General features: G+C 32.4%; 10 protein-coding genes and 3 pseudogenes. 6 read left to right on the top strand and 7 right to left on the bottom strand.

Translation table 11 applies throughout. The features are described 5' to 3' along the window. Window positions 1-20: 20 nt before the first annotated feature. Window positions 21-1,229 (bottom strand): group II intron reverse transcriptase/maturase, encoded by a 1,209-nt coding sequence (ltrA, locus tag JL193_RS05805; RefSeq protein WP_207972896.1) that lies wholly within the window; start codon window positions 1,227-1,229, stop codon window positions 21-23. 1,330 nt (window positions 1,230-2,559) lie between these two features. Between ltrA and JL193_RS05810 the strand changes: the two genes are divergently transcribed. The 3 genes from JL193_RS05810 (at window position 2,560) to JL193_RS05820 (ending at window position 8,649) form a co-directional block, all read left to right on the top strand. Next, window positions 2,560-3,612 (top strand): PDDEXK family nuclease, encoded by a 1,053-nt coding sequence (locus tag JL193_RS05810; protein ID WP_207972897.1) that lies wholly within the window; start codon window positions 2,560-2,562, stop codon window positions 3,610-3,612. 352 nt (window positions 3,613-3,964) lie between these two features. Beyond that, window positions 3,965-8,458, top strand: coding sequence for an ATP-dependent DNA helicase (locus JL193_RS05815; RefSeq protein ID WP_207972898.1), 4,494 nt, complete (start codon window positions 3,965-3,967; stop codon window positions 8,456-8,458). After that, a complete protein-coding gene (locus JL193_RS05820; RefSeq protein WP_207972899.1) occupies window positions 8,455-8,649 on the top strand; it encodes a hypothetical protein in 195 nt (64 codons plus the stop codon). The genes JL193_RS05815 and JL193_RS05820 overlap by 4 nt, the downstream gene beginning before the upstream one ends. Before the next feature lie 18 nt (window positions 8,650-8,667). Here JL193_RS05820 and JL193_RS05825 read toward each other — a convergent pair. Next, window positions 8,668-9,638, bottom strand: a pseudogene (locus JL193_RS05825) (IS110 family RNA-guided transposase). 308 nt (window positions 9,639-9,946) lie between these two features. Here JL193_RS05825 and JL193_RS17560 point away from each other — a divergent pair. Together JL193_RS17560 and JL193_RS05840 are read left to right on the top strand one after the other, a co-directional pair. Continuing rightward, window positions 9,947-11,315, top strand: a pseudogene (locus JL193_RS17560) (IS3 family transposase). Window positions 11,316-11,389: 74 nt separating this feature from the next. Then, on the top strand, window positions 11,390-13,786 hold the full coding sequence (locus tag JL193_RS05840; protein WP_207972901.1) for a glycoside hydrolase family 95 protein: 2,397 nt from the start codon (window positions 11,390-11,392) through the stop codon (window positions 13,784-13,786). 231 nt (window positions 13,787-14,017) lie between these two features. On the opposite strand, the pseudogene JL193_RS05845 reads toward JL193_RS05840, so the two are convergent. The 3 genes and pseudogenes from JL193_RS05845 to JL193_RS05855 form a co-directional block, all read right to left on the bottom strand. Beyond that, a pseudogene (locus JL193_RS05845) lies at window positions 14,018-14,316 on the bottom strand (type II toxin-antitoxin system RelE/ParE family toxin). Then, on the bottom strand, window positions 14,309-14,560 hold the full coding sequence (locus JL193_RS05850) for a type II toxin-antitoxin system ParD family antitoxin (protein ID WP_207972902.1): 252 nt from the start codon (window positions 14,558-14,560) through the stop codon (window positions 14,309-14,311). Before JL193_RS05850 ends, JL193_RS05845 begins: the two are co-directional and overlap by 8 nt. Before the next feature lie 635 nt (window positions 14,561-15,195). Next, a complete protein-coding gene (locus tag JL193_RS05855) occupies window positions 15,196-15,639 on the bottom strand; it encodes a DUF4890 domain-containing protein (RefSeq protein ID WP_207972903.1) in 444 nt (147 codons plus the stop codon). A 472-nt stretch (window positions 15,640-16,111) separates the two neighbouring features. Between JL193_RS05855 and JL193_RS05860 the strand changes: the two genes are divergently transcribed. Further along, the gene (locus JL193_RS05860) at window positions 16,112-17,755 is read left to right on the top strand and encodes a mechanosensitive ion channel family protein (RefSeq protein ID WP_243456852.1); all 1,644 of its coding nucleotides are present in this window, start codon (window positions 16,112-16,114) and stop codon (window positions 17,753-17,755) included. 191 nt (window positions 17,756-17,946) lie between these two features. Here the strand turns inward: JL193_RS05860 and ftsZ are convergent, their stop codons facing one another. Beyond that, window positions 17,947-19,857 (bottom strand): cell division protein FtsZ, encoded by a 1,911-nt coding sequence (gene ftsZ / locus JL193_RS05865; protein ID WP_207972905.1) that lies wholly within the window; start codon window positions 19,855-19,857, stop codon window positions 17,947-17,949. A gap of 128 nt (window positions 19,858-19,985) precedes the next feature. Further along, a complete protein-coding gene (gene ftsA, locus JL193_RS05870) occupies window positions 19,986-21,332 on the bottom strand; it encodes a cell division protein FtsA (protein ID WP_207972906.1) in 1,347 nt (448 codons plus the stop codon). Window positions 21,333-21,337: the final 5 nt, after the last annotated feature.

A 21,337-nucleotide genomic window follows, 5' to 3' on the forward strand; every position in this document is an offset into this window, starting at 1 on the left:
TACGGCTCTTCTTAACAAGTCTAAGGCGTAAAACCATATTGCCAATGCACAAACAGGCTGGGATAATGCTTTGCAGTTTCCCGTAACCATTTGTAGGCATAGAACCAATGTTTTCGCCTAAATCTTCGATATTTATTGCGTACCCATTTTGCCAGTCGCATATTCAAGAAACGGAATACACAATGTAATTCGCTCATTCGAACCTTGCCATAGTAATGAATCCAACCTCGTACTTTTTCCGCTATAATGCCTGCCAAATCGGGCAAACGTAAGTGAACCATACGATGGAGTTTTAACTTAAACAGGGTTTGATTGATACGTTTCTGACTTTTACGACTAATCGAGGGCGTAAACCCCAAATGAAAATTTCCGTAGTAACCCTTTACCATTCGGGGTTTGAATGTAAAGCCGAGAAAATCAAACGTTACATAGTGTACCTTAAATGGTGGATGCTTCTTTTGGTTGCGTTTGCAATACACAATATTGCTCTTGCCGTCTTTTATTTGCAATTTACATTGCTTAAAGCGGGCTTTTACTGCTTCCAGTGTCCGCAGGGCTTGTTTGAAATTATTGCAATGAATGATAATATCATCGGCATAGCGTTCAAACTTTACTTCGGGATGGTGGATTTCTATCCATTTATCAAATACCACGTGCAAGAAAATGTTTGCCAATAATGGGCTTATAACGCCTCCTTGTGGTGTGCCTTTGCTTCGTGGATAAATCTTTCCATCTTTCTTTTGGACAGGGGCTTCTAACCAACGTTTTACGTACAAGTGAATGTGCCTTTCTTTGGTAAAATGATTTAACGCTTTAAGCATTAAATCGTGGTCTATCTCATCAAAAAAACTCTTGATGTCCAAATCTATTGCCCAATCCATCTCCATACAGTTTTTCCTGTATTGTTTAATGGCGTGATGCGCTGATTTGTTTGGGCGATAGCCAAAAGAATTCTTGCTAAATTGTTTATCTACAATTTGCTCCAACTCTTCTCGGATTACCATTTGAGCCGTTCGGTCTTGTACCGTTGGAATACCTAGCTTCCTGATACGTCCATCGGTCTTGAGTATTTCTACCTCGCGTACAGGTTTTGGATAATAACTACCACTTGCCAATCTATTCCATACCGGATACAAGTATTTCATAGGGCGTGAATGCACTTCCTGAATTGATAATTTATCAACTCCTGATGCACCTTTGTTACTACGTACCTTTTTAAAGGCATCCATTACCTGTCGCTTTTCTATCGGTTGCGACTTTTGTTTCTCACTGAAAATCATCCTAAAAAAAAAAATCTTTAGTTGTAATACAATTTAAAACTGTTAAGCCAGTCCCTTCGCTCCATTTCCATTACAGAAACTTCATCGCTACTACGGACTAATCCGCCACTAATTAATAGTATAGCTACTTTCTACCTTGCCCTTCGGGGTTGTGGTATTTTTGCACTATCAATTAGCTTCTCCTGTTCCGTAATTGAGCCGTCTGGTAAAGCTCCTGCCCTCTTTATGCCGATTGCCATTTGACCAGTAAATTAGGTTACGCCCGTCAAATTCTATCTCGTAAGACCGCCCATCCCCGATTTTGACAATACTAAAGTTGTTTACGACACTTCTACAAGGGTTCAATCTCGTCTCTTTCAGCTTCTTTACTCCCACCATAGCTTCCTACTTACCATACAAACGGCAGTAGTGCCTTTAACCTTATCGCTCAAGACCAAGTCGTGAAAACTAAGCCCCATAAGGCGGTTTGACTGATTTGCCTATACATCCCAGCCGAGAGACCAATCCTCATTACTTATCCTTTGCGTGAGTCCTTCTTGTTTTTTTTTTTCCCAAGCTCGTTTCTGAATAAAATAATGAGCCTCTCATCTCAATTACAGTTTTGTTACTTGCTTTTCAATGAACTTAATCATATATTGTATCCCCAAGTAACGCAGGACACACAGCTCAGCGCACAACATTGTATAAAAATAATAGCGGTTTAATCGCTAAAACCAAAGTGAAATATATAAATCAAACAACAGTAACAAACCGAAAGGTAAGCGCATAAAATCCGCTACTATTCTTATACGTTAACGTTAGCAAAAACTGCTGATTTGCGCAAAAAAAGCATAAGCCCTTTAAGCCTGGTTTTTTATCAAAATTGTGATTTTAAACTCTGAATTTTAAAACGAAAGAAAAAGGAATTTTTAAAATGTGGAACACTCTCTCGCTCGCAAAATTCAGGCGGAATTTTGCAAATAGTTGGAATTGTAAAACGTGTGAATTTACTCAAACTCTGAAAAAATTAAACGCGAAATTCTTACTCAACTTTTGAGTTTAAAACGTTTTTTGAATTAAGCAAAATGCGGAATTAAAATCTTTGCGGAAAATAAAAAAAACGTTGAAAAAAACATAAAAACACGCATTTGCTAACACCGCTTATAAAAAATTGCTACTTTTAGCCTCATCAAAATTAGTTGCATTTTTGCCTACTGCTGAATTTCCTTCGGAAATTCCTCGCAGACAAAATCGCAACTTTCCATAAACAAATACGTTAGCCCTCATTTGAAAAAAACCAATGGCAATTTACAAACTACAAGGAGATAGAATATCCGAATTAAGTCCGACTTCTTTTGCAAACGAAAGAATTTTAGAGGCAAGGGATTTACAAAAATTCATTATTAATTCAATTAATGCAATTGAAACAGACCTATTCGTTTTATCCAGCGAATTCGGAGATTGGGAAGATAGTCGTAGAAAAATTGACATTCTGTGTATCGACAAAAATGCAAATATTGTGGTCGTTGAACTCAAAAGAACAGAAGATGGTGGACATATGGAATTACAATCAATCCGTTATGCTTCTATGGTTGCGAATATGACCTTCGAAAAAGCAGTTAAAGCCCATCAAAGATATTTGACCAAAGTCGGAATTGCGGAACGAAATGCAGAAGAAGATATTTTGGAATATTTAGGTTGGGACGAGAACAACGAAGATGATTTTGGCAATGACGTTAGAATTATTCTGGTTTCTGCTGACTTTTCAATTGAAATTACTAATTCGGTATTGTGGCTTATCGAAAGAGGAATTGATATAAAGTGTATCCGAATTAAACCGCAAAAAGACGGAGAAACATTATATTTTGACATTCAACAAATTATTCCTCTTCCAGAGACTGCTGACTATCAAGTAAAATTGAGAGAAAAAGCAATCGAACAAAGACAGGCAAGAAGAGAAAGCCAAAGAGATTATTCAAAATTCGACTTGACATTTAATGGAGTTAAGCATTCAAATCTCAACAAAAGAGAAACAATGATTTTAACAATGAAAATGTGTGTAAAAAATGGAATTTCGCCAACCGAATTAATGGAATTTACAGGAAAAAGTAGATGGCTTTGGGTTAATAAAGTTTGCCAATCAAGTGCCGAATTTGAAACGGAATATCGAGCAACCAATCAAAGAAAATATGACCCAAGTCGTTGGTTCAATGATGACAGCGAACTTTTGGTGCATAATGAAAAGACATACGTTTTTAGCAATCAACACGGAAAAGGAACAGGTAAATTAGTAAATGACATTTTTGCTAAATATCCCGAATTGAATGCAACAGCGGAAAAAAACGAGGGCTAACAATGTATATAAAAAATAGCGCAAGTCATTGCTAACACTAAGGTTTGGGCAATTTTGGAAAGTCGCCAAATTTTTAAATTTGACGATTTCCAAGTAAAAAAATAAATAGTAAAATTTAAAAATTCGGCTTGTGTTTAATCCGAAAAGTTATCGCTTCTTTACTGCGCTACTTTTCATATACGGAGCCGTTGTAAGTAATGCGGAAAATCGTACTAAACATCAACATTTGAACTAAAAACGCCAACACACAAACAGCACATTTGTTTTTTGCCGACACATCAGCCAACGCTAAAAAAAACAAAAGCGCTGTTTTTTGCCAACGCTCAAATTCCCGAAAAACAGGAACATAAGAATGAAAATAAATTACAATCCCAAATACATAAAAAAGCATTTATCTATTAGAGTTCCTTGGCACGACAACGCTTGGAATGGAACAATTTGTAAAAACGCAAAGAATAATGATGCTTGTTTAGCTCTGAAAAATTGTGCTGAGAATAGAAATGACGACATAGAAAAAGAGCTCGCAGGTAAAAGGATTTGTGATATTAAAGATGAAACAAAACTACCACCTTGTATTTCTGAAAGTGCAATGTTTATGGCGGATTTTGATTTTACCAAAAACCTTAAACATCCATACGCAACAAGTTATAATGACTACTACAAACATCTTCAACCTACACCAGTAATTTTTCCAAAATATAGTGCAACTGCCATCCCATTTAGATGGGGAATGCCCGAAAACGCTGAGGAATTTGCCGAACAATATGACTTAGATTATGATTCAAATCGAGAACCTTATAAAAAAACGAATGACGAATCGTTAAGATTTACTACGAATTGGGTACAAGATTACATAAATCAAAAGTCTGTATTTAATTGTTTTTTTGAACATATCAATCCTATTGAATCTTTAAGTTTTTTCTACGCAAAAGAAGTGCCTTTTGTAGAAGAAAACAATAGAGTTCTAGTTGGTCTAGGCGAAATAACTTCTATAATTGAGCAAAAGGCTTTTAACACATCAGACGATACAGGTTTTATCTCTATGCCTTGGGAACATATGGTTAATCACAGTATAAGACCAAATTGTAAAGAAGGTTTTTTATTCCCATATCATCAAGCAATAGAGTACCAAAAGGAGCATCCCAATTTTGACCCAAAAAGTATTGCTGTAATAATTCCTAATGAATTTAGGTCTGAATTTTCATATGCAACCGAACACGTATCACACGATTTTGCAATTTATATTATACGAGAATCTATTAAAAAAATAGAACTAGCAAAAGAGTTGGAAATTGGAAGTAATTGGGATAACATTTTAGAATGGTTAAGTAAAAAATTAATTGTTGTAAAAAAACTAAGAGGCGATTATCCAGGTTTTGGAGTTGCTTTAACAAGTTTAGGAATAGAAAGAGGTCATTTTCTAGCACAGTATATTTTTAACAATATTAAAAAAGGAGATTGTCCTTGGGCTTTTTTAGATAAAGTTTTGTCTAATTTAAATCTGTTACCAGACAATTTAAAAGATAGTGTTTCTATAGAAAATGTAGAAATATGGAATTACTATAAAAAACAACAAACAAATCGCTTATCCCTTTTACAATTGATAAGTAGATTTAATCTAAGTGAATCTCAAGCAAATGTAATATTTGACATTGAACAACGAAGAAAAAAATATCAATATAAAACTGACAAGGAGATAATTGAAAATCCATACTTGCTATATGAAATCTCTATACATTCAACAGAGCCAATAAATTATTCAGTAATAGATACTGGTTTAATGTTAAATAGAAATAAAAAGCTTGAACCAAGTCAAACAAAACAGTTTTCTAAATTAAGTAAGGAAAGAATAAAGGCATTGACCGTAATGCAATTGGAAAAGCAAGCAAATAATGGGCATACACTATTTCCAGAAGATGAAATAATTAAAAACATTGCCAATTTACCGATTGAACCAGAATGTAACCTAAATGCTGATTACTTTAATCTGGCATCTTCAATTTTTGATAAAAGTATAATAACTCACTACACAGCGGATAACAAAAAAGCATATCAATTATCAAGGTTTGATGAGACAGCAGAATTAATAAACACAGTAATCACAAAAAGATTAAAGGCTAAAAAACATAATTTTCAAGAAAATTGGGAACAATATTTAAATGAAATTTCATTTAAAGACACAGAAGCTGATAAAAAAGCTAAAGAAGAAAAGATTAAAGCCTTAGAAGTAATGGCTAATTCTCGTTTTTCTGTTTTAATTGGGCAAGCTGGTTCAGGGAAAACAACTTTATTGTCAGCGTTGGCATCTATTCCAAAAATTAAACAAGGTAATATTCTCTTTCTAGCACCTACTGGTAAAGCTCGTGTTAGAATGGAAGAAAAAGCAAAAAAACACGGAGTTACAGCAAAAACGATAGCAAGTTTTTTATTTAAATCTAGAAGATTTAAGGGCTCGACACAAACTTTTCACTTAAATGATGCTGATAAAGAAATGGGTTATAAAACAGTCATTATTGATGAGTGTTCTATGTTGACAGAAGAAATGTTGGCTGCAACTTTACAACATTTAAAAAGAGTTGAAAGACTTATTCTTGTTGGAGATTATAGACAACTTCCGCCAATTGGTGCTGGAAGACCATTCTTTGACATCATTAATTATATTAAACCTAAAGGAATTGAAAATCAATTTCCGAAAATAGGAGAATCATATATTGAACTAACCGCATCTGCCAGACAGGTACAAGTGGATAAAGAAAAAAGGTTTGATACTGATTTTGCGAATCTTTTCGGTGGGAATATTAAGGAAAATAATGCTGACAGCATTTTTGAACAAGTAATTAGCGGTAAAAGTGAAAACATAAAAATATTTAATTGGAATAATGAGTCCGATTTTGAAAATGTGTTATTTGATGTATTGGAAAATGAATTAGGAATTACAGACGAAGCATCTTTTAACAAATCTATTGGAGCAAATGATGCAGGTTTTTTTAATTGGAGAGAATCAGTAAAAAGTGTTGAAAATTGGCAATTACTTAGCCCAATAAAATCAAAAGTTTTTGGAACAAATCAATTGAACAGAGGTCTTCATCAAAAATTTAAAAAAGATGCTTTGCATTGGGCTTATAATGGAAAAAAAACGCCCAAACCTCTTGGAATAGAAAATATTATTTATGGCGACAAAGTAATTAACCTTCAAAATGGTAAAAGAGACAAAGGAACATATCCAAACGATGGAATAAATTATTTAGCAAATGGAGAAATAGGAGTTGCAGTTGGTCGAACAAACTGGAAGAATACTAAATGGAAAGGAAAACAGCCTTATCAATTAGAAGTAGAATTTTCTTCTCAAATTGGATATAAATATCAATTTACTTCCCGAGATTTTGATGAAGAAAATGGGAGTTTTTTAGAATTGGCTTATGCTTTAACAATCCACAAAGCACAAGGTAGTCAGTTTAAAACTGTAATATTGGCGATTCCAGAACCTTGCGTTTTATTGTCTCGTGAACTTCTCTATACAGCAATGACTAGACAAGAAGATAAAGTTATATTACTTTACCAAGGTAATTCGCAAATGCTCTTCAACTATACTAATGATTCTCATTCAGCAAATTTACAACGAATAACCAACCTATTTTACAAACCAAATATTACTAAATACAAAGAGATTTTATTTGAAAAGAATTTAATTCATTGTGCATCTGATGGAAAATTCTTGCGTTCAAAATCTGAAGTTATAATTTATGAATTACTTCTAAAAAATGATTTAGAACCAGAATATGAATATAAGTTAGAAATTGACGGTCAAATAAAACGACCTGATTTTTACATTGTAGATGATGATAGTGGTATCGATTACTATTGGGAGCATTTAGGAATGTTAAATTATTCAAATTATGCTCAAAAATGGAATGAAAAACTAGATTGGTATAAATCCAAAAATATACTTCCAATTGAAGAAGGTGGTGGCGATAATGGTTCTTTGATAATTACTAAGGATGATGCAAAAGGCGGAATATCAGCAAAAGATATCGCAAAAATTATTGAAGAAGTATTTGAAATAAAATCAAAAGAAAAAACTCTAAATGAGATAAAGGAATTAACAACCGTTGTTTTCCAATTAAGAAATACCGTAGAAAGCTATTTCTCAAAACTTTCTTTACAATTCAATGAAATAAAAGAATCATCAATTGAAAGGGACGATAGAATAGAGACTATTTATAAAATTTTAGATGAGAATTCTAAATCAAGTAATCTTCAAGTTTATTATTCAAATGTTGAAAATAGCATAGAAAACTATGATTTATTAATTGATAATTCCAAAATGTTTTTAGCGTCCGCTTTTTTCTTAAAAGATAAATTTGAGACTAACGATGTGGTTGATTTCTCACCATTTATTTTACAATTTTCTAGAGCAATAGAAAATGAATTATTGCATAAAGTATTCTTTTCTTTTTATTCAAGTTTAAAAAGGATATTAGAAAAAGATTCTGATGTTTTAGAAAAAGAATTTGGGAATAATAAAACAAAGGTTTTTGCTAAATTATTAAGTAAAAAAACAGATAAATTCACCTTAGGAACAATGGTTTTCATACTCGGATATGTTGCAGACGAAAATGGAAAAACAATCAAATCTTCCAGTTTACTGCAAGAATTTCGTAAACATATTACCTCTGTTTCTGGAGAGCGATTATTAAATTCTATATTCATTAGTAACCTGAAAACATTAACAGACGATTATAGAAACAAAGCAGCTCATATTAGCCAAATAGAAAATGGAGAAGCAGATAAATTCTTAAGTCTAGGTAAAAATATACTAAATGAATTACTAAACTCTTTGAAATGAAAATAACAAACAGTAAGGATGAAAAAGCCAACGCTCAAAGCCATACACATTCGCAATTCGCTACAGCCAACGCTACACCAAAAATTGCAAAAGAGTATGTCTTGCCAACGCTCACATTCGAACTAAATAACAAACATCGGAAAACCAAGCAGAACGTGAAAAGCACTACTTACAACAAAGTACTGTGGTAAAAAACAAGTAAAAACTCATTAATTTTTTACGAAAGTACTTTTATAATTTTCATCATATATTAATCCTGATTTTGCTATTGCAAAGACCTGTTTTAGTAGTTTATTACAGACTGCGATTAAGGCTAATTTTTTGCTCTTTCCCTTGGCTACGATTCGTTGATAAAGATCTCGACAAGCCTTGTTGTATTTGCATGCATTAAAACTACACATAAACAATAAATTTCTTAGTTTTTGATTCCCTATTTTACTTATTCTCGATCGTCCTTTTACACTACTACCACTTTGTCTAATTGTTGGCGTTAGACCTGCATAACTACACAATTCACTACCACTCGTAAAACGCTCAAATCCATCGGTTAAAACTACTAACATTAAAGAGGTTTTGGGACCAATGCCTGGGATGCTTTTTAAACGTGTTAAAACATCGTTATGAACTTCTTTTACTAAAATCAATAGATCTTCTTCTATCGTTTTATTTCTTTCTCAACATGTTTTAAACTGCGTTTTAAAGACCTCACAACAGATTTACTTGGTGTACCTAAAACGGCTTCGCCATGTAATTTATTTTTCAGCATAGTGCTCTGCTTTGTATATGCTGAAAGGGTTCTTGTCATTTGTAAACATTCCAGCTGATGTTTAGAATTGCCTTTCCACAACTTTAATTTAACCTGCTTTGCATACTCACAAATTAGTTTAGAATCGCTCTTATCTGTCTTTATTTTAGACAATTTCATTTGAATAAAACGTTTTACCGATAATGGATTTTCTACCGACAATTTAAAACCTTTTTCTTGTAAATAATAGGCTAATTGGTAATGATAATAACCGGTAGCTTCCATCACGCAATGACTCTTTAAATCTAATAATTTTACAAACTTTTTAAAGCCTGTTAAATTGTTTTTAAACTGGTAATAATTGCCATCTGAATCTGTGACATCAAAAAATAAATGACTGATGTCTATTCCAAAATATTTAATATCTTTATTCATAAGTAAATGTTTTTACGAAAGGACATACTACGCGAGTTTCAACGACTTAAAAGCGAGGTCTAAAAGCCTCATAGAACTGTACGAAATCTGTGTAGAAAAGAGAGGGGATTTTCAATGTTGACGAAGTCTATGCTTCTGCGTGTATATTAACCTTACTCCTCTCTTTTGTCTTTTCTTAATTATGTTCAAATTTAATGAATTACAAACTTAAGCCGTATATAATTTATTGCTAGTTCTCGCCTACTTACAAAAATCCTCGCGGATTTTGAACTGCCCCAAAAAGTTAGACACTATTTGAGGGTATTTTTATGGGAAGAAAAGCTAAGTATAGTTATGAATTTAAACTTCATTGTGTAAAAGAAGTTTTAAGTCGTCATCAAACAGTAGAAGCTGTTTCAGAGTTAAATGGTTGTCATCATACAACTTTACATGATTGGATTCGATTTTATGAAAAATATGGTAAAAAAGCGCTATTACCAAGAAAAAATAGAATCTATAGTTTGGAGTTCAAGCTTAAGGTTGTAGAAGCTATCGAAACAAATTCGTTATCTTTAAGCCAAGCCTGTTTGGAATTTAATATTCCAACAAAATCTGTAATTATCAAATGGCAGAGAAGTTATAAAAAACAAGGTATTGTAGGCTTAAATATTAAACCAAGAGGAAAACCTAAAATAATGCAATTTAAGAGAGCAAAAAAGAAATCTAATAAACCTTTAACAAGAGAAGAGGAACTTTTACTAGAAAATGAATCTTTACGAGCAGAACTGGACTTGCTAAAAAAGTTTCAAGCCTTAATTCAAGAAGATCAAAACAAAAAGCGCAAGCCGTAACAGAATTAAGGCATAAGTATGATTTAGAAGTATTATTAAAGCATGCTAAAATGGCAAGAAGTAGTTATTATTATCATCAAAAAAGAGTCTTTTAGTAGATAAATATAAAGAGATTAAACAGCTAATTTTTAAAATTTATCATTACCATAAAGGAAGGTTTGGTTATAGAAGAATTACTTTAGAAATCAATAAAAAAGGTTTTTTAATTAATCATAAGACTGTGTTGAAATTAATGCGTGAATTAGGAATTAAAAGTTTAATCAGAGTTAAAAGATACAAGTCATATAAAGGTCAAGTTGGAGAAACAGCTCCCAATATATTAAAGCGTAATTTTAAAGCATTAAAGCCAAATAAAAAATGGGCGACTGATATTACAGAATTTAAAGTATTAGGAAATAAGTTGTATTTATCTCCAATAATTGATCTGTTTAACGGAGAAATTATAAGTTATGAACTCTCTGAAACACCTAACTTTAAGCAAGTAGTTTCAATGCTGAAAAAGTCTTTTAAGAAAGTACCTAATCACACTAATTTAATATTACATTCTGATCAAGGTTGGCAATATCAAATGAAACAATATAGAAGATTATTAAAAGAAAAAGGAATCACACAGAGCATGTCTCGTAAAGGAAATTGTTTAGACAATGCTGTTATAGAAAGCTTCTTTGGAATCTTAAAATCTGAACTGTTTTACTTAAATAAATACAATTCAGTATCTCTATTAAAAAAGGATATTAAAGAGTATATAAACTATTATAATAATGAGAGAATTAAACTAAAATTAAAAGGAATGAGCCCGATCGAATATAGAGCTCATTATTATCAAATTAATTATAAATTTGTCTAAACTTTTGGGTGCACATCATTTCTATTTGTGTTTTATTTGCTAACTTTAGTGCCTAGAATTCACAACTAATAATAATGCAAAACTACAATCGACTACTTATTAACTGCGCCAGTATCTTATTCACTTTTTTATTTGTTACTTGTTCCCCAAAAGAAAAATTAAAGAAAGATATTACACTTTGGTATAAACAACCCGCCAACAATTGGAACGAAGCGCTACCACTAGGCAATGGAAAGATTGGTGCAATGGTTTTCGGCAATACAAGCAACGAGCGTATTCAATTAAATGATGATTCAATGTGGCCTGCTGATAATGAAAATTGGAATGAGCCTGAAGGGGATAAAAACGACCTCAAAGAGATTAGAAAATTATTATTTAACGGAAAAAACGAAGAAGCCGATAAGTTATTTGTAGATAAGTTTTCACGCAAAAGTGTAATTCGGTCTCATCAAACTTTAGGTGATCTATACATCGATTTCGATCATCAAAATATCTCTGATTATAAAAGAGAGTTAAACATAAGTAATGCATCTTCCACGGTTTCTTACAAAACAAATGGCTCACTAGTTACTGAACAGGTGTTTGTTTCCCATCCTCATAAAGCAATAATAATTCAACTAACTTCAGAAGCTCCAGAAGGATTAAATGCTAAGATTAGGCTAAGCAGACCAAAAGACAAAGGATTTGAGACCGTAAAAGTACTTTCAACCGAAAAGAATCTTCTACTCATGCAAGGAGAAGTAACTCAGCGAGGAGGAAAATTCAATTCAGAACCCTATCCAATTTTAAATGGAGTCAAATTTGAAACATCTTTAAAGATAAATAATGAAGGCGGTTTAGTAGAAAGAGGCGAAAAATATCTTGAATTAAAAAATGTAAAAAAAGCAACCATTTATATAGTTTCTAATTCATCTTATTACTTTAAATCATATCAAGAACAGAACAAACTCGATATGGAAGCCATTGCTTCAAAAAGTTTTGATGCTCTAAAAAAAGAACATGTTAAAGATTATCAACGTTTATATTCAAGAGTAGATTTACAACTCAACTCTGCAAATTCTGCAAATTCTGCAAATTTAGATACAATTCCTACAGATGTTAGACTAGAAAGAGTAAAAAATGGTGCTAATGACGTAGGGTTACAAGCTTTACTTTTTCAGTACGGTCGTTATCTTCTTATTGGATCATCTAGACAAGGTTCTAACCCTGCAAATCTTCAAGGATTATGGAACGAACACATTGAAGCACCTTGGAATGCCGATTACCATCTCAATATCAATCTACAAATGAATTATTGGCTTGCCGATGTTACCAATCTTGGGGAACTCAACAATCCACTATTTGATTACATAGACAGGTTAGTTGAAAATGGAAAAGTAACAGCCACCAAAAATTTTGGTTGTAGTGGTACGTTTATCCCTCATGCAACAGATTTATGGGCACCTACATGGCTAAGAGCACCAACAGCTTATTGGGGTTGTTCGGTAGGAGCTGGTGGTTGGATGATGCAACATTACTGGCAACATTATGAATTTACTCGAGATAAAACTTTCTTAAAAGAGCGAGCTTTTCCTGCCATTCAGGAAGTCGCTAAATTTTATAGTGACTGGATTATTGAAGATCCTAGAGATGGAACATTAATTTCTGCACCTTCCACCTCACCTGAAAACAGATTTGTTAATGCAGAAGGAAAGCTTGTTGCCACCTGTTTGGGCAGTGCAATGGATCAGCAAATTATTTATGAGGTATTTGGCAACTATATAAAAGCATGTGACATCTTAAATATTAGTAACGATTTTGTAGAAAAGGTAAAACAACAGCAAAGTAGGTTACGTCCTGGATTTGTTATTGGTGATCATGGTAGAATTCTTGAATGGGATAGAGCATATAAAGAACCAGAACCCGGACACAGACATATGTCTCATTTATACGGATTTCATCCTGGAACTAGTGTTTCAAAAGATAAAAATCCAGATATATTTAAAGCTGTTAAAAAAACTTTAGATTATCGATTGGCCAATGGCGGAGCTGGTACAGGATGGAGTAGATCTTGGTTAATTAATTGTAGTGCCAGATTATTAGATGGTGAAATGGCGTACGAGCATATTCAACTTTTATTAAAAAAATCGATGAGCAATAATCTCTTTGACTTACACCCTCCATTTCAAATTGATGGAAATTTTGGTTATACAGCCGGTGTTTCAGAGATGCTTTTGCAATCGCACGAAGAAAACACTATTCGAATACTACCTGCTTTGCCCAAAAGTTGGGATAATGGCCATATAAAAGGGTTGAAAGCTAGAGGTGGCTTAACATTAGATGTTTTTTGGAGCAATCATCAGTTAGACAAAGCAATAATCAGTTCTAAGAACGATATCAATTTCAATTTGGTTTACAAGAACAAAGTAGAACCAATTAAAATAAAAGCAGGAAACACTTTTATATATGAACCATCAGATGACAAAAAATAACAAAATGTAAAGCGTATTAAAACGCGCTTTACATCAACCGTTGTAAAAAACTGGCTGAATTACTCTAAACTGAATTATAAACTAAAAAAGAACCAACGGTCTCGTACAACCTTCAGTTACGGGTTTATATGCGTCAATTTTCGGTTTAGCACTGACGTTAGCAATTCCGAGTGGATTCGGACGTAGTCGAATCCGCCGTAATTACGGTTATACATTGTTGGGTATAGTTTTTTATTCAGTTATTCTATTTTTTAAATCCATTTGTCCGTGTAAAATTCTCGTAATTTCAATCGTTAGGTTAACTCGTTTTCGATAAAAAATGATATGTCTGCTTGTTTTAAGTCCGAATAAGTCATTGGTATTCCCTCGTAATTTTTTCCTAAATCAGGATTATTAGCAATGTCTTGGCAACTATCTAAAAGCAAGTTATAATATCTGTCAGCTTGTTGTTCAGACCACTTTTCAATTGTGTATTCCCAAATTCCAGTCAAATCTTCAACAGCTTTGTTAGTCAGTTCATATTTAGCCATTCTTTTTATGTCTAGCTTTTAATTCCTGAAGATGTTTTTCAGGGTTAAAATCGTGTGCAATTCCACTGTCAATTCCTTCTTGGATTGCATTTCTCAGAGCAATGACTTTACTTTCTTCGTTTTCTAAAAGTCGAAGTCCAGCTCTAATTACTTCACTTACATTTTTATATCGTCCAGCAGAAACTTGGCTACTTACAAATTGGTCAAAATAATTTCCGAGTGATATTGATGTATTTTTACTCATAATTCGAACATTTACTCAAAAATACCAAAAATTGGTAAGTTTTCCAAATTACACCCAATACCTTTTATGCAAAATTGCTACAGTTAGCCTTATTAAAGTTAATTGCACTTTTGCCTACTGTTTAATTTTCCTTCGAAAATTCCTCGCAGACAAAATCGTAAATTTCTATAAACAAAGACGTTGGCTTCATTCTGAAGAAAAATCGAACTGAATCGTATTTTATGTACATTTATTAAAAGTTTTTTTTAATGGATATTCGAACAACAAAACTTGGACTGCTAAAAACGATTTTGGAGACTGAAAATACTGATTTCATCCAGAAGGTAGCTGACTTTGTAAAAAAGAAAAAGTTGGTTTTTGGGATGAATTAACCTTACCAAAGCAGTCTGAAATAAAACAAGATATTTAAGAATTGGATAAAAGCAAAAGTGTTTCATACGAGTCTTTTTTAAAGAAAATTTCTTAATAAAAATATTCTTATTTGAACTTGCCGAATCAAAATTTCTAAAGCTATCTTAATATTTACTGGAAGAGTGAATTTAAAAACTCGTGACAGTTTATTTCTAAACCAAACGATAAAATCAAAAAATCGCCTAAAAATATGTTTATTTTTAGGCGATATCAATAAACCAAAATTATTTTACTTTTTTCTCCTTTTTACTCTTTTTCATTTTCCGCATCATTTTCTTTCCTTTTATTTTTCTTTTTTTCTGTATTTTAATAAACTTCTCAAACTGCTCTTTGTTTAAGATTTCTTTCATGTTATTTTTTAATGCAATTTGGTGGTCTAACATTTTGCTTTTTATGGCATAAATCTCGTTTGCAGTGGGTCTCTTTTTCTCTTTTATAGCTTCTTTTCTTTTTTCCATAAAAGCTTTTCTTTCTGCCATTTTTGAAGCAATAATAGGTTTAATTCTATTTTGTTGCTTTTCAGATAAATCTAAAGCCAAGGTCATTTTTTTAATGGCTAAATCTGTATGTTGCTCCACGGTTAACTGTGGTCTTTCTTGATTTCTTTTTCTTTGTGCTTGTGTCGAAAAAGTAAGTGCGAAAACTAAAATACTTGCTAATTTTTTCATCTTTTATAAATTTTAATGTGATTATTTTATGCTACTAAGACATTTAAAAAGAAGAAAGGTTTAATTGTATTTGCTTAATTAACAATTATTTAAGTGATTTTTATTCGCAAAAAAAGCCCAGATTCAATCAAGAATCTGAGCCTATCAATAAACTAATCAATCAACCCAAAAAACTAGTTACTGTTTCTTTTTTTATTTTCCTTAGTTCGCCTTTTTTAACTCTTTTATTGCTTTTCTACTTTGCTTCGTCTTATTTTATATAGGCAATTAGAGCAATCCATAAGGTTTAGTTTTACTTTGTTTCGCAAAAAATAAACTTTAAATCTCCGATTTTTTTCAAGCTTCAGCAGAAAATACAACTCTTAAAACCAAAATATGCTTATTATTTTTATTATTTATACTTCTTTGACTATTAAAAAATGAAAAGGTTTAAATTTGCAAAATCGATTAACAATAATTTAAGAAATTAATGATGCGCAACCTATTTTTATTCTTATTTTTTATTACATCTTCTTTAGTAGCACAAGAACAAGAGAAAGATTCTATTAAGGTAAACTTAAGCAATCCTCATGCTACTATTTACACCCATTTGTATTTTTTACAATCCGATTCTTACGAGCCTAAAAAAGCTGCAAAAACTATTTTAGGCTTTAGCGAAGAGAAAGCCATAGAAAAGGCTATAAAAATAAAAAAAGTTTTAGATGGTAAGGGATTGTATGTCGATTTAAATAAGGTTCCTACAAACAATAATTTTAAAGATACCATTGGCTATACTTCTTATTATAGATATGTAATCTTTCCTGAAAGAATGCCAGAGATTTATGTCGAAAAAATAGGAGATAAATGGTATTACTCTTCGGAAACCGTAGCTAAAATAGATAATTTATACAAAGAGACTTTTCCTTGGTACATTCAAAAATTACAAAGTATAATTCCAATTGCCGGACATAAAGAATTTTTAGAAATAGAATTATGGCAGTTTGTGGGTTTGTTATTGCTCTTCGTTTTGTCTTATATTGTTTTTTTAATCTCAAAAAAGATTGCATTTTTTATTTTACAAAAAATAAAATATCTAGTAAATAAAACCACCAACTTAAAAGTAGATGCTGTACTTAAAAAACTGGCTCATCCTATAAGTTTGTTGTTTATAGTAGCAATTATCGATAAAGTTTTTCCTTCTTTACAGTTTGGTTTAGAAATAAATACTTGGGTGTTTTTGGCTTTAAATATTGCCAAAACCGTATTTTGGATTTACGTTTTCTTAAAGCTTGTAAAAGTGATTATGGAAATTTACTCTGAGTTTACAGAAAGAACACATAGTAGATTAGACGACCAATTGGTACCAATTGTAAATAATTTTTTTACTGGATTGGTTATTGTACTTGGTATTTTTAAATTGCTTACTTTATTTGGCGTAAATACAACCACAATTTTGGCAGGAGCTACCATTGGTGGTTTGGCTGTGGCTTTGGCGTCTCAAGACACCGTTAAAAACCTAATAGGAACTTTAATGATTTTTCTTGACAAACCTTTTCATATAGAAGATTGGATTGAAGCTGGAGAAGTTGTAGGAACTGTCGAAAAAGTAGGTTTTCGTTCTACTAGCGTTCGCGCAGCAGATACGTCTGTATATAAAATACCAAACAGTAAATTATCGGAAATTGTTATAAATAATAAGGGTTTACGATTGTTTAGAAGATATAATACCAATTTAGGTTTGCGTTACGATACACCACCAGAATTAATTGAAGCTTTTGTAAAAGGAGTTCGAGAAATTGTAATTGCGCATCCAGAAACAAGGTCCGATTCTTACAATGTAGAGTTTACAGGTTTTGGAGATTCTGCTTTGTTAATAATGGTAAACGTTTACTTTAAAAGTTTAGCTTGGGGTGTAGAGCAATCTTCGAAACATAGATTACACATTGCCATTGTAAAATTAGCAAAAGAATTGGGGGTCGATTTTGCTTTTCCTTCTACTACTGTAACCATAGAACAGTTTCCAGAGAAAAATGGGTTATTGCCAAAATACAATACAGACAAAGAAAGAATTGCCAATTCTATAGAAAAAGTATTGGCAGAGTTTACGAATGAAAACCCAATTGAATCTAATAATTAATAAAATTTTTATTCTGCTTTTTAACAATTATACAGCTGAGTTTCTTAGATATTAGTACCTTAAAAAACAGTACACAAAACTGCTGTTGGGGCTTATTTTAAAAATAAAATAGTTCGATTTTTTTTTTTAGAAAGCTTGCTTATCTGAAGCGAGAAAAAAAATCGAACTATTTTTAAATGAGAAAAATGAGTTTAATCTACATTATCATGTAAAAAAGAGTTGTTCGATTTAAAATCTATTGGGTCGTCTTCTTTTTTAATTGCTGTTTTAGATTGGCTAATTGGAGCATTTACATTTAAATCTACACCTTGCCTTTTATAGGCTGGCTGACGCTCAATTTCGTCTATATTTTTATTTAACTGATCGTTAAATTTATAGTTGAAACCTTTCATTTTTCTACGTCTTTCTTCAGCTCTTTGTTGTAATTCCGAAATTGTTAAATCTAAAGGAGAAACTTCTTCGCTTTTCGTTTCAGTTGGGTTTATTTCCGATTGCGAAGTTGCTGTTTTTAATTCAAAACGAATTTCCTCTTCTTCTACAATCGTTTTATTTTCTTTGATATGAGAGCTTTTTCCAATAGTTGGTTGTGCATCAAAATCTTCTAAAACGTATCTTTTTTCGACCTTTATTTCTTCAGGCTCAGAAACTTTTAGTGCTTTTATTGCCTCTTTTTCTTGTAAGTCAAATTTAATTTCATCTTCTTCTTTTGCTTCTGTTTTAGAAGAATTTAAAGGCAAATCGAACAATAAATCTGCCTGCATTTGTTGTGGAGCTTCCTCTTTCTCGACTTCGTTTGAACTGGTGTTAATTGATGTAACATCTGTAATAATAAAATCGTCATCAGAAAGGGTTTCTAAAGAAATTTCATCATAAGAGACTGGCATATTTGCAATAATTTCTGAAGTTGGAACTAATTCCATTTGCGGAGAATTTGGCTTTGCAACCGTTTCTACATCATCTTCTAAAGTGTGTATAATTTTCTGTTCTGGAGCATTAGAAATTGGCTGATTTAATGTTGGCGCTTTTGTGATTGTTTTCTCTCCAAAATCGTATGTTGCTTTTTGCTCGTCTTCTAGCGTGTGTACAATTTTCTTTACTTCTGTATTTGTAATGCTACTTTGTTGGTCGGCTGCAAAACCAGTCGCAACGATTGTTACAGAAATGGCATCTCCTAATTCTTCGTCTTCTCCAATACCCATAATAATGTTGGCATCGTAACCAGCTTCATCTTGTATAAAGTCGTTTATTTCTCCTATTTCATCTAAAGTAACTTCGTTAGAACCAGAAACAATTAATAGCAATACGTTTTTAGCGCCTGTAATTTTATTGTCATTTAATAGTGGTGAATCCAATGCTTTTATAATGGCTGTTTTCGCTCTGTCTTGGCCTTCTTCTTTTGCAGACCCCATAATGGCAGTTCCGCTATTAGAAAGTACGGTTTTTGCATCGTGCAAGTCGATATTTTGTTTGTAGTGATGTGTAATTACTTCTGCAATTCCACGAGAAGCTGTAGATAAAACCTCGTCTGCTTTCGAGAAACCTGCTTTAAAACCAAGGTTTCCGTAAACTTCACGTAATTTATTATTGTTTATTACAATTAAAGAATCTACATTTTGTCGCAGTTGATCGATACCTAATTGGGCCTGTTTTAAACGTCTTCTACCTTCGAAAGCAAATGGCATTGTTACGATACCAACCGTAAGAATGTCCATATCTTTTGCAATTTTGGCAATAATTGGTGCTGCTCCTGTTCCTGTTCCACCTCCCATTCCTGCAGTAATAAACACCATTTTTGTTTGGGTATTTAACATTTGCTGAATTTCCTGTAAACTTTCTTTGGCTGCTTGTGCACCTATTTCTGGATTTGCTCCTGCTCCTAAACCCGAAGTTAAGTTAGCCCCCAACTGAATTTTATTAGGCACTGGACTGTTCTCTAAAGCTTGTGCATCTGTATTACAAATTACAAAGTCCACCCCTCTAATTTGTTGTGTGTACATATGGTTTACTGCATTGCTTCCACCACCACCAACACCAATTACTTTAATGGTGTTCGATTGTGTTTTGGGCATGTCAAATGAAATGTTATCGAATTCTGCGCTCATAATAACGTAATTTTAATATTTTTTTCTTTTTACTCTTTTCTTATAAATCTGTTTCAGATTTCAAACTTCCAACTTTTCAACGTTACATTTTTAACTGAAAACTGTTACTGAAAACTGTAAACTTTTTTCTACTCTGCATTGTCTAAGAAATCTTTTAAGCCTTCTGTAAATTTTTCGAAAAAAGATTTCTTTTTTTTCTTTTTAGGCTTTGGTTCTTCTACAATTGGCGGGGTTTCTTCTTCTAAAGTTTGTGAACTTTCTACCTCTATAATTTGCTCAATTGCTTCTTCTATTTCTACCTCTTCTTCTTTGGTATGTCTGTTTAAACCTTCCATTAGCAAACCAACTGCAGTTGCATAAGCAGGGCTCGATAAAATATCATCGGAATCTCCTGCCAAATGTTCGTTAGGAAAACCAATTCTTGCGTCCATACCTGTGATATACTCTACTAATTGACGCAAATGTTTTAATTGAGAACCACCACCTGTTAACACAATTCCTGCAATTAATTTTCCTTTTGCGGTCTCGTGTCCATAATTTTTTATTTCTAAATACACATGTTCTATAATTTCTTGAACTCTCGCATGTATAATTTTAGATAAATTTTTAAGTGTAATTTCTTTGGGCTCTCTACCTCTTAAACCTGGTATTGAAACGATTTCTGTTTCTTTATTTTCTCCTGGCCAAGCAGAACCAAACTTAATTTTTAACAACTCTGCTTGTTTTTCTATAATAGAACAGCCTTCTTTAATATCGTCTGTTATTACATTTCCTCCAAACGGAATTACTGCTGTATGACGAATAATTCCGTCTTTAAAAATGGCCAAGTCTGTGGTTCCACCACCTATATCAATCAATGCTACTCCTGCTTCTTTTTCTTCTTGACTTAAAACGGCATCTGCAGAAGCCAAAGGTTCTAAAGTAATGTCACTTAACCCTAAACCTGCACTTTTTACACAACGCCCTATATTTCTAATAGAAGAAACTTGCCCAACAACTACATGAAAATTCGCTTCTAAACGGCCTCCATACATGCCTATGGGTTCTTTAATATCTGCTTGAGAATCTACCTTAAATTCTTGTGGTAGTACATGAATTATTTCTTCTCCAGGCAACATTACTAACTTATGAACTTGGTTTACTAAATTCTCGATATCTAAATCTTCTATTACCTCGTCTGCATTGTTTCTTGTAATATAATCTGAATGATGTAAACTTCTAATATGTTGGCCAGCAATACCTACAACAACATCTTCTATTTTAACTCCTGATACACTTTCTGCTTCATCTACTGCTTGCTGAATCGATTGAATTGTTTGTGTAATGTTACTTACAACACCCCGTTTTACACCCAAACTTTTCGCTTTACCAATACCAACAACTTCTATTTTGTTGTATTCGTTTTTACGACCAATCATGGCAACAATTTTGGTTGTACCAATGTCTAAACCAACAGCTATTTTATTGTTTTCCATTTTGA

Source organism: Polaribacter batillariae, from assembly GCF_017498485.1.
GTDB classification, from domain to species: domain Bacteria; phylum Bacteroidota; class Bacteroidia; order Flavobacteriales; family Flavobacteriaceae; genus Polaribacter; species Polaribacter batillariae.

Coding starts and splice junctions, on each gene's coding strand:
- JL193_RS05820 (WP_207972899.1), top strand. CDS start 8,455: ATGAAAATAACAAACAGTAAGGATGAAAAAGCCAACGCTCAAAGCCAT.
- ltrA (WP_207972896.1), bottom strand. CDS start 1,229: ATGGATGCCTTTAAAAAGGTACGTAGTAACAAAGGTGCATCAGGAGTT.
- ftsZ (WP_207972905.1), bottom strand. CDS start 19,857: ATGAGCGCAGAATTCGATAACATTTCATTTGACATGCCCAAAACACAA.
- JL193_RS05815 (WP_207972898.1), top strand. CDS start 3,965: ATGAAAATAAATTACAATCCCAAATACATAAAAAAGCATTTATCTATT.
- JL193_RS05810 (WP_207972897.1), top strand. CDS start 2,560: ATGGCAATTTACAAACTACAAGGAGATAGAATATCCGAATTAAGTCCG.
- JL193_RS05840 (WP_207972901.1), top strand. CDS start 11,390: ATGCAAAACTACAATCGACTACTTATTAACTGCGCCAGTATCTTATTC.
- JL193_RS05855 (WP_207972903.1), bottom strand. CDS start 15,639: ATGAAAAAATTAGCAAGTATTTTAGTTTTCGCACTTACTTTTTCGACA.
- JL193_RS05860 (WP_243456852.1), top strand. CDS start 16,112: ATGCGCAACCTATTTTTATTCTTATTTTTTATTACATCTTCTTTAGTA.
- JL193_RS05850 (WP_207972902.1), bottom strand. CDS start 14,560: ATGAGTAAAAATACATCAATATCACTCGGAAATTATTTTGACCAATTT.
- ftsA (WP_207972906.1), bottom strand. CDS start 21,332: ATGGAAAACAATAAAATAGCTGTTGGTTTAGACATTGGTACAACCAAA.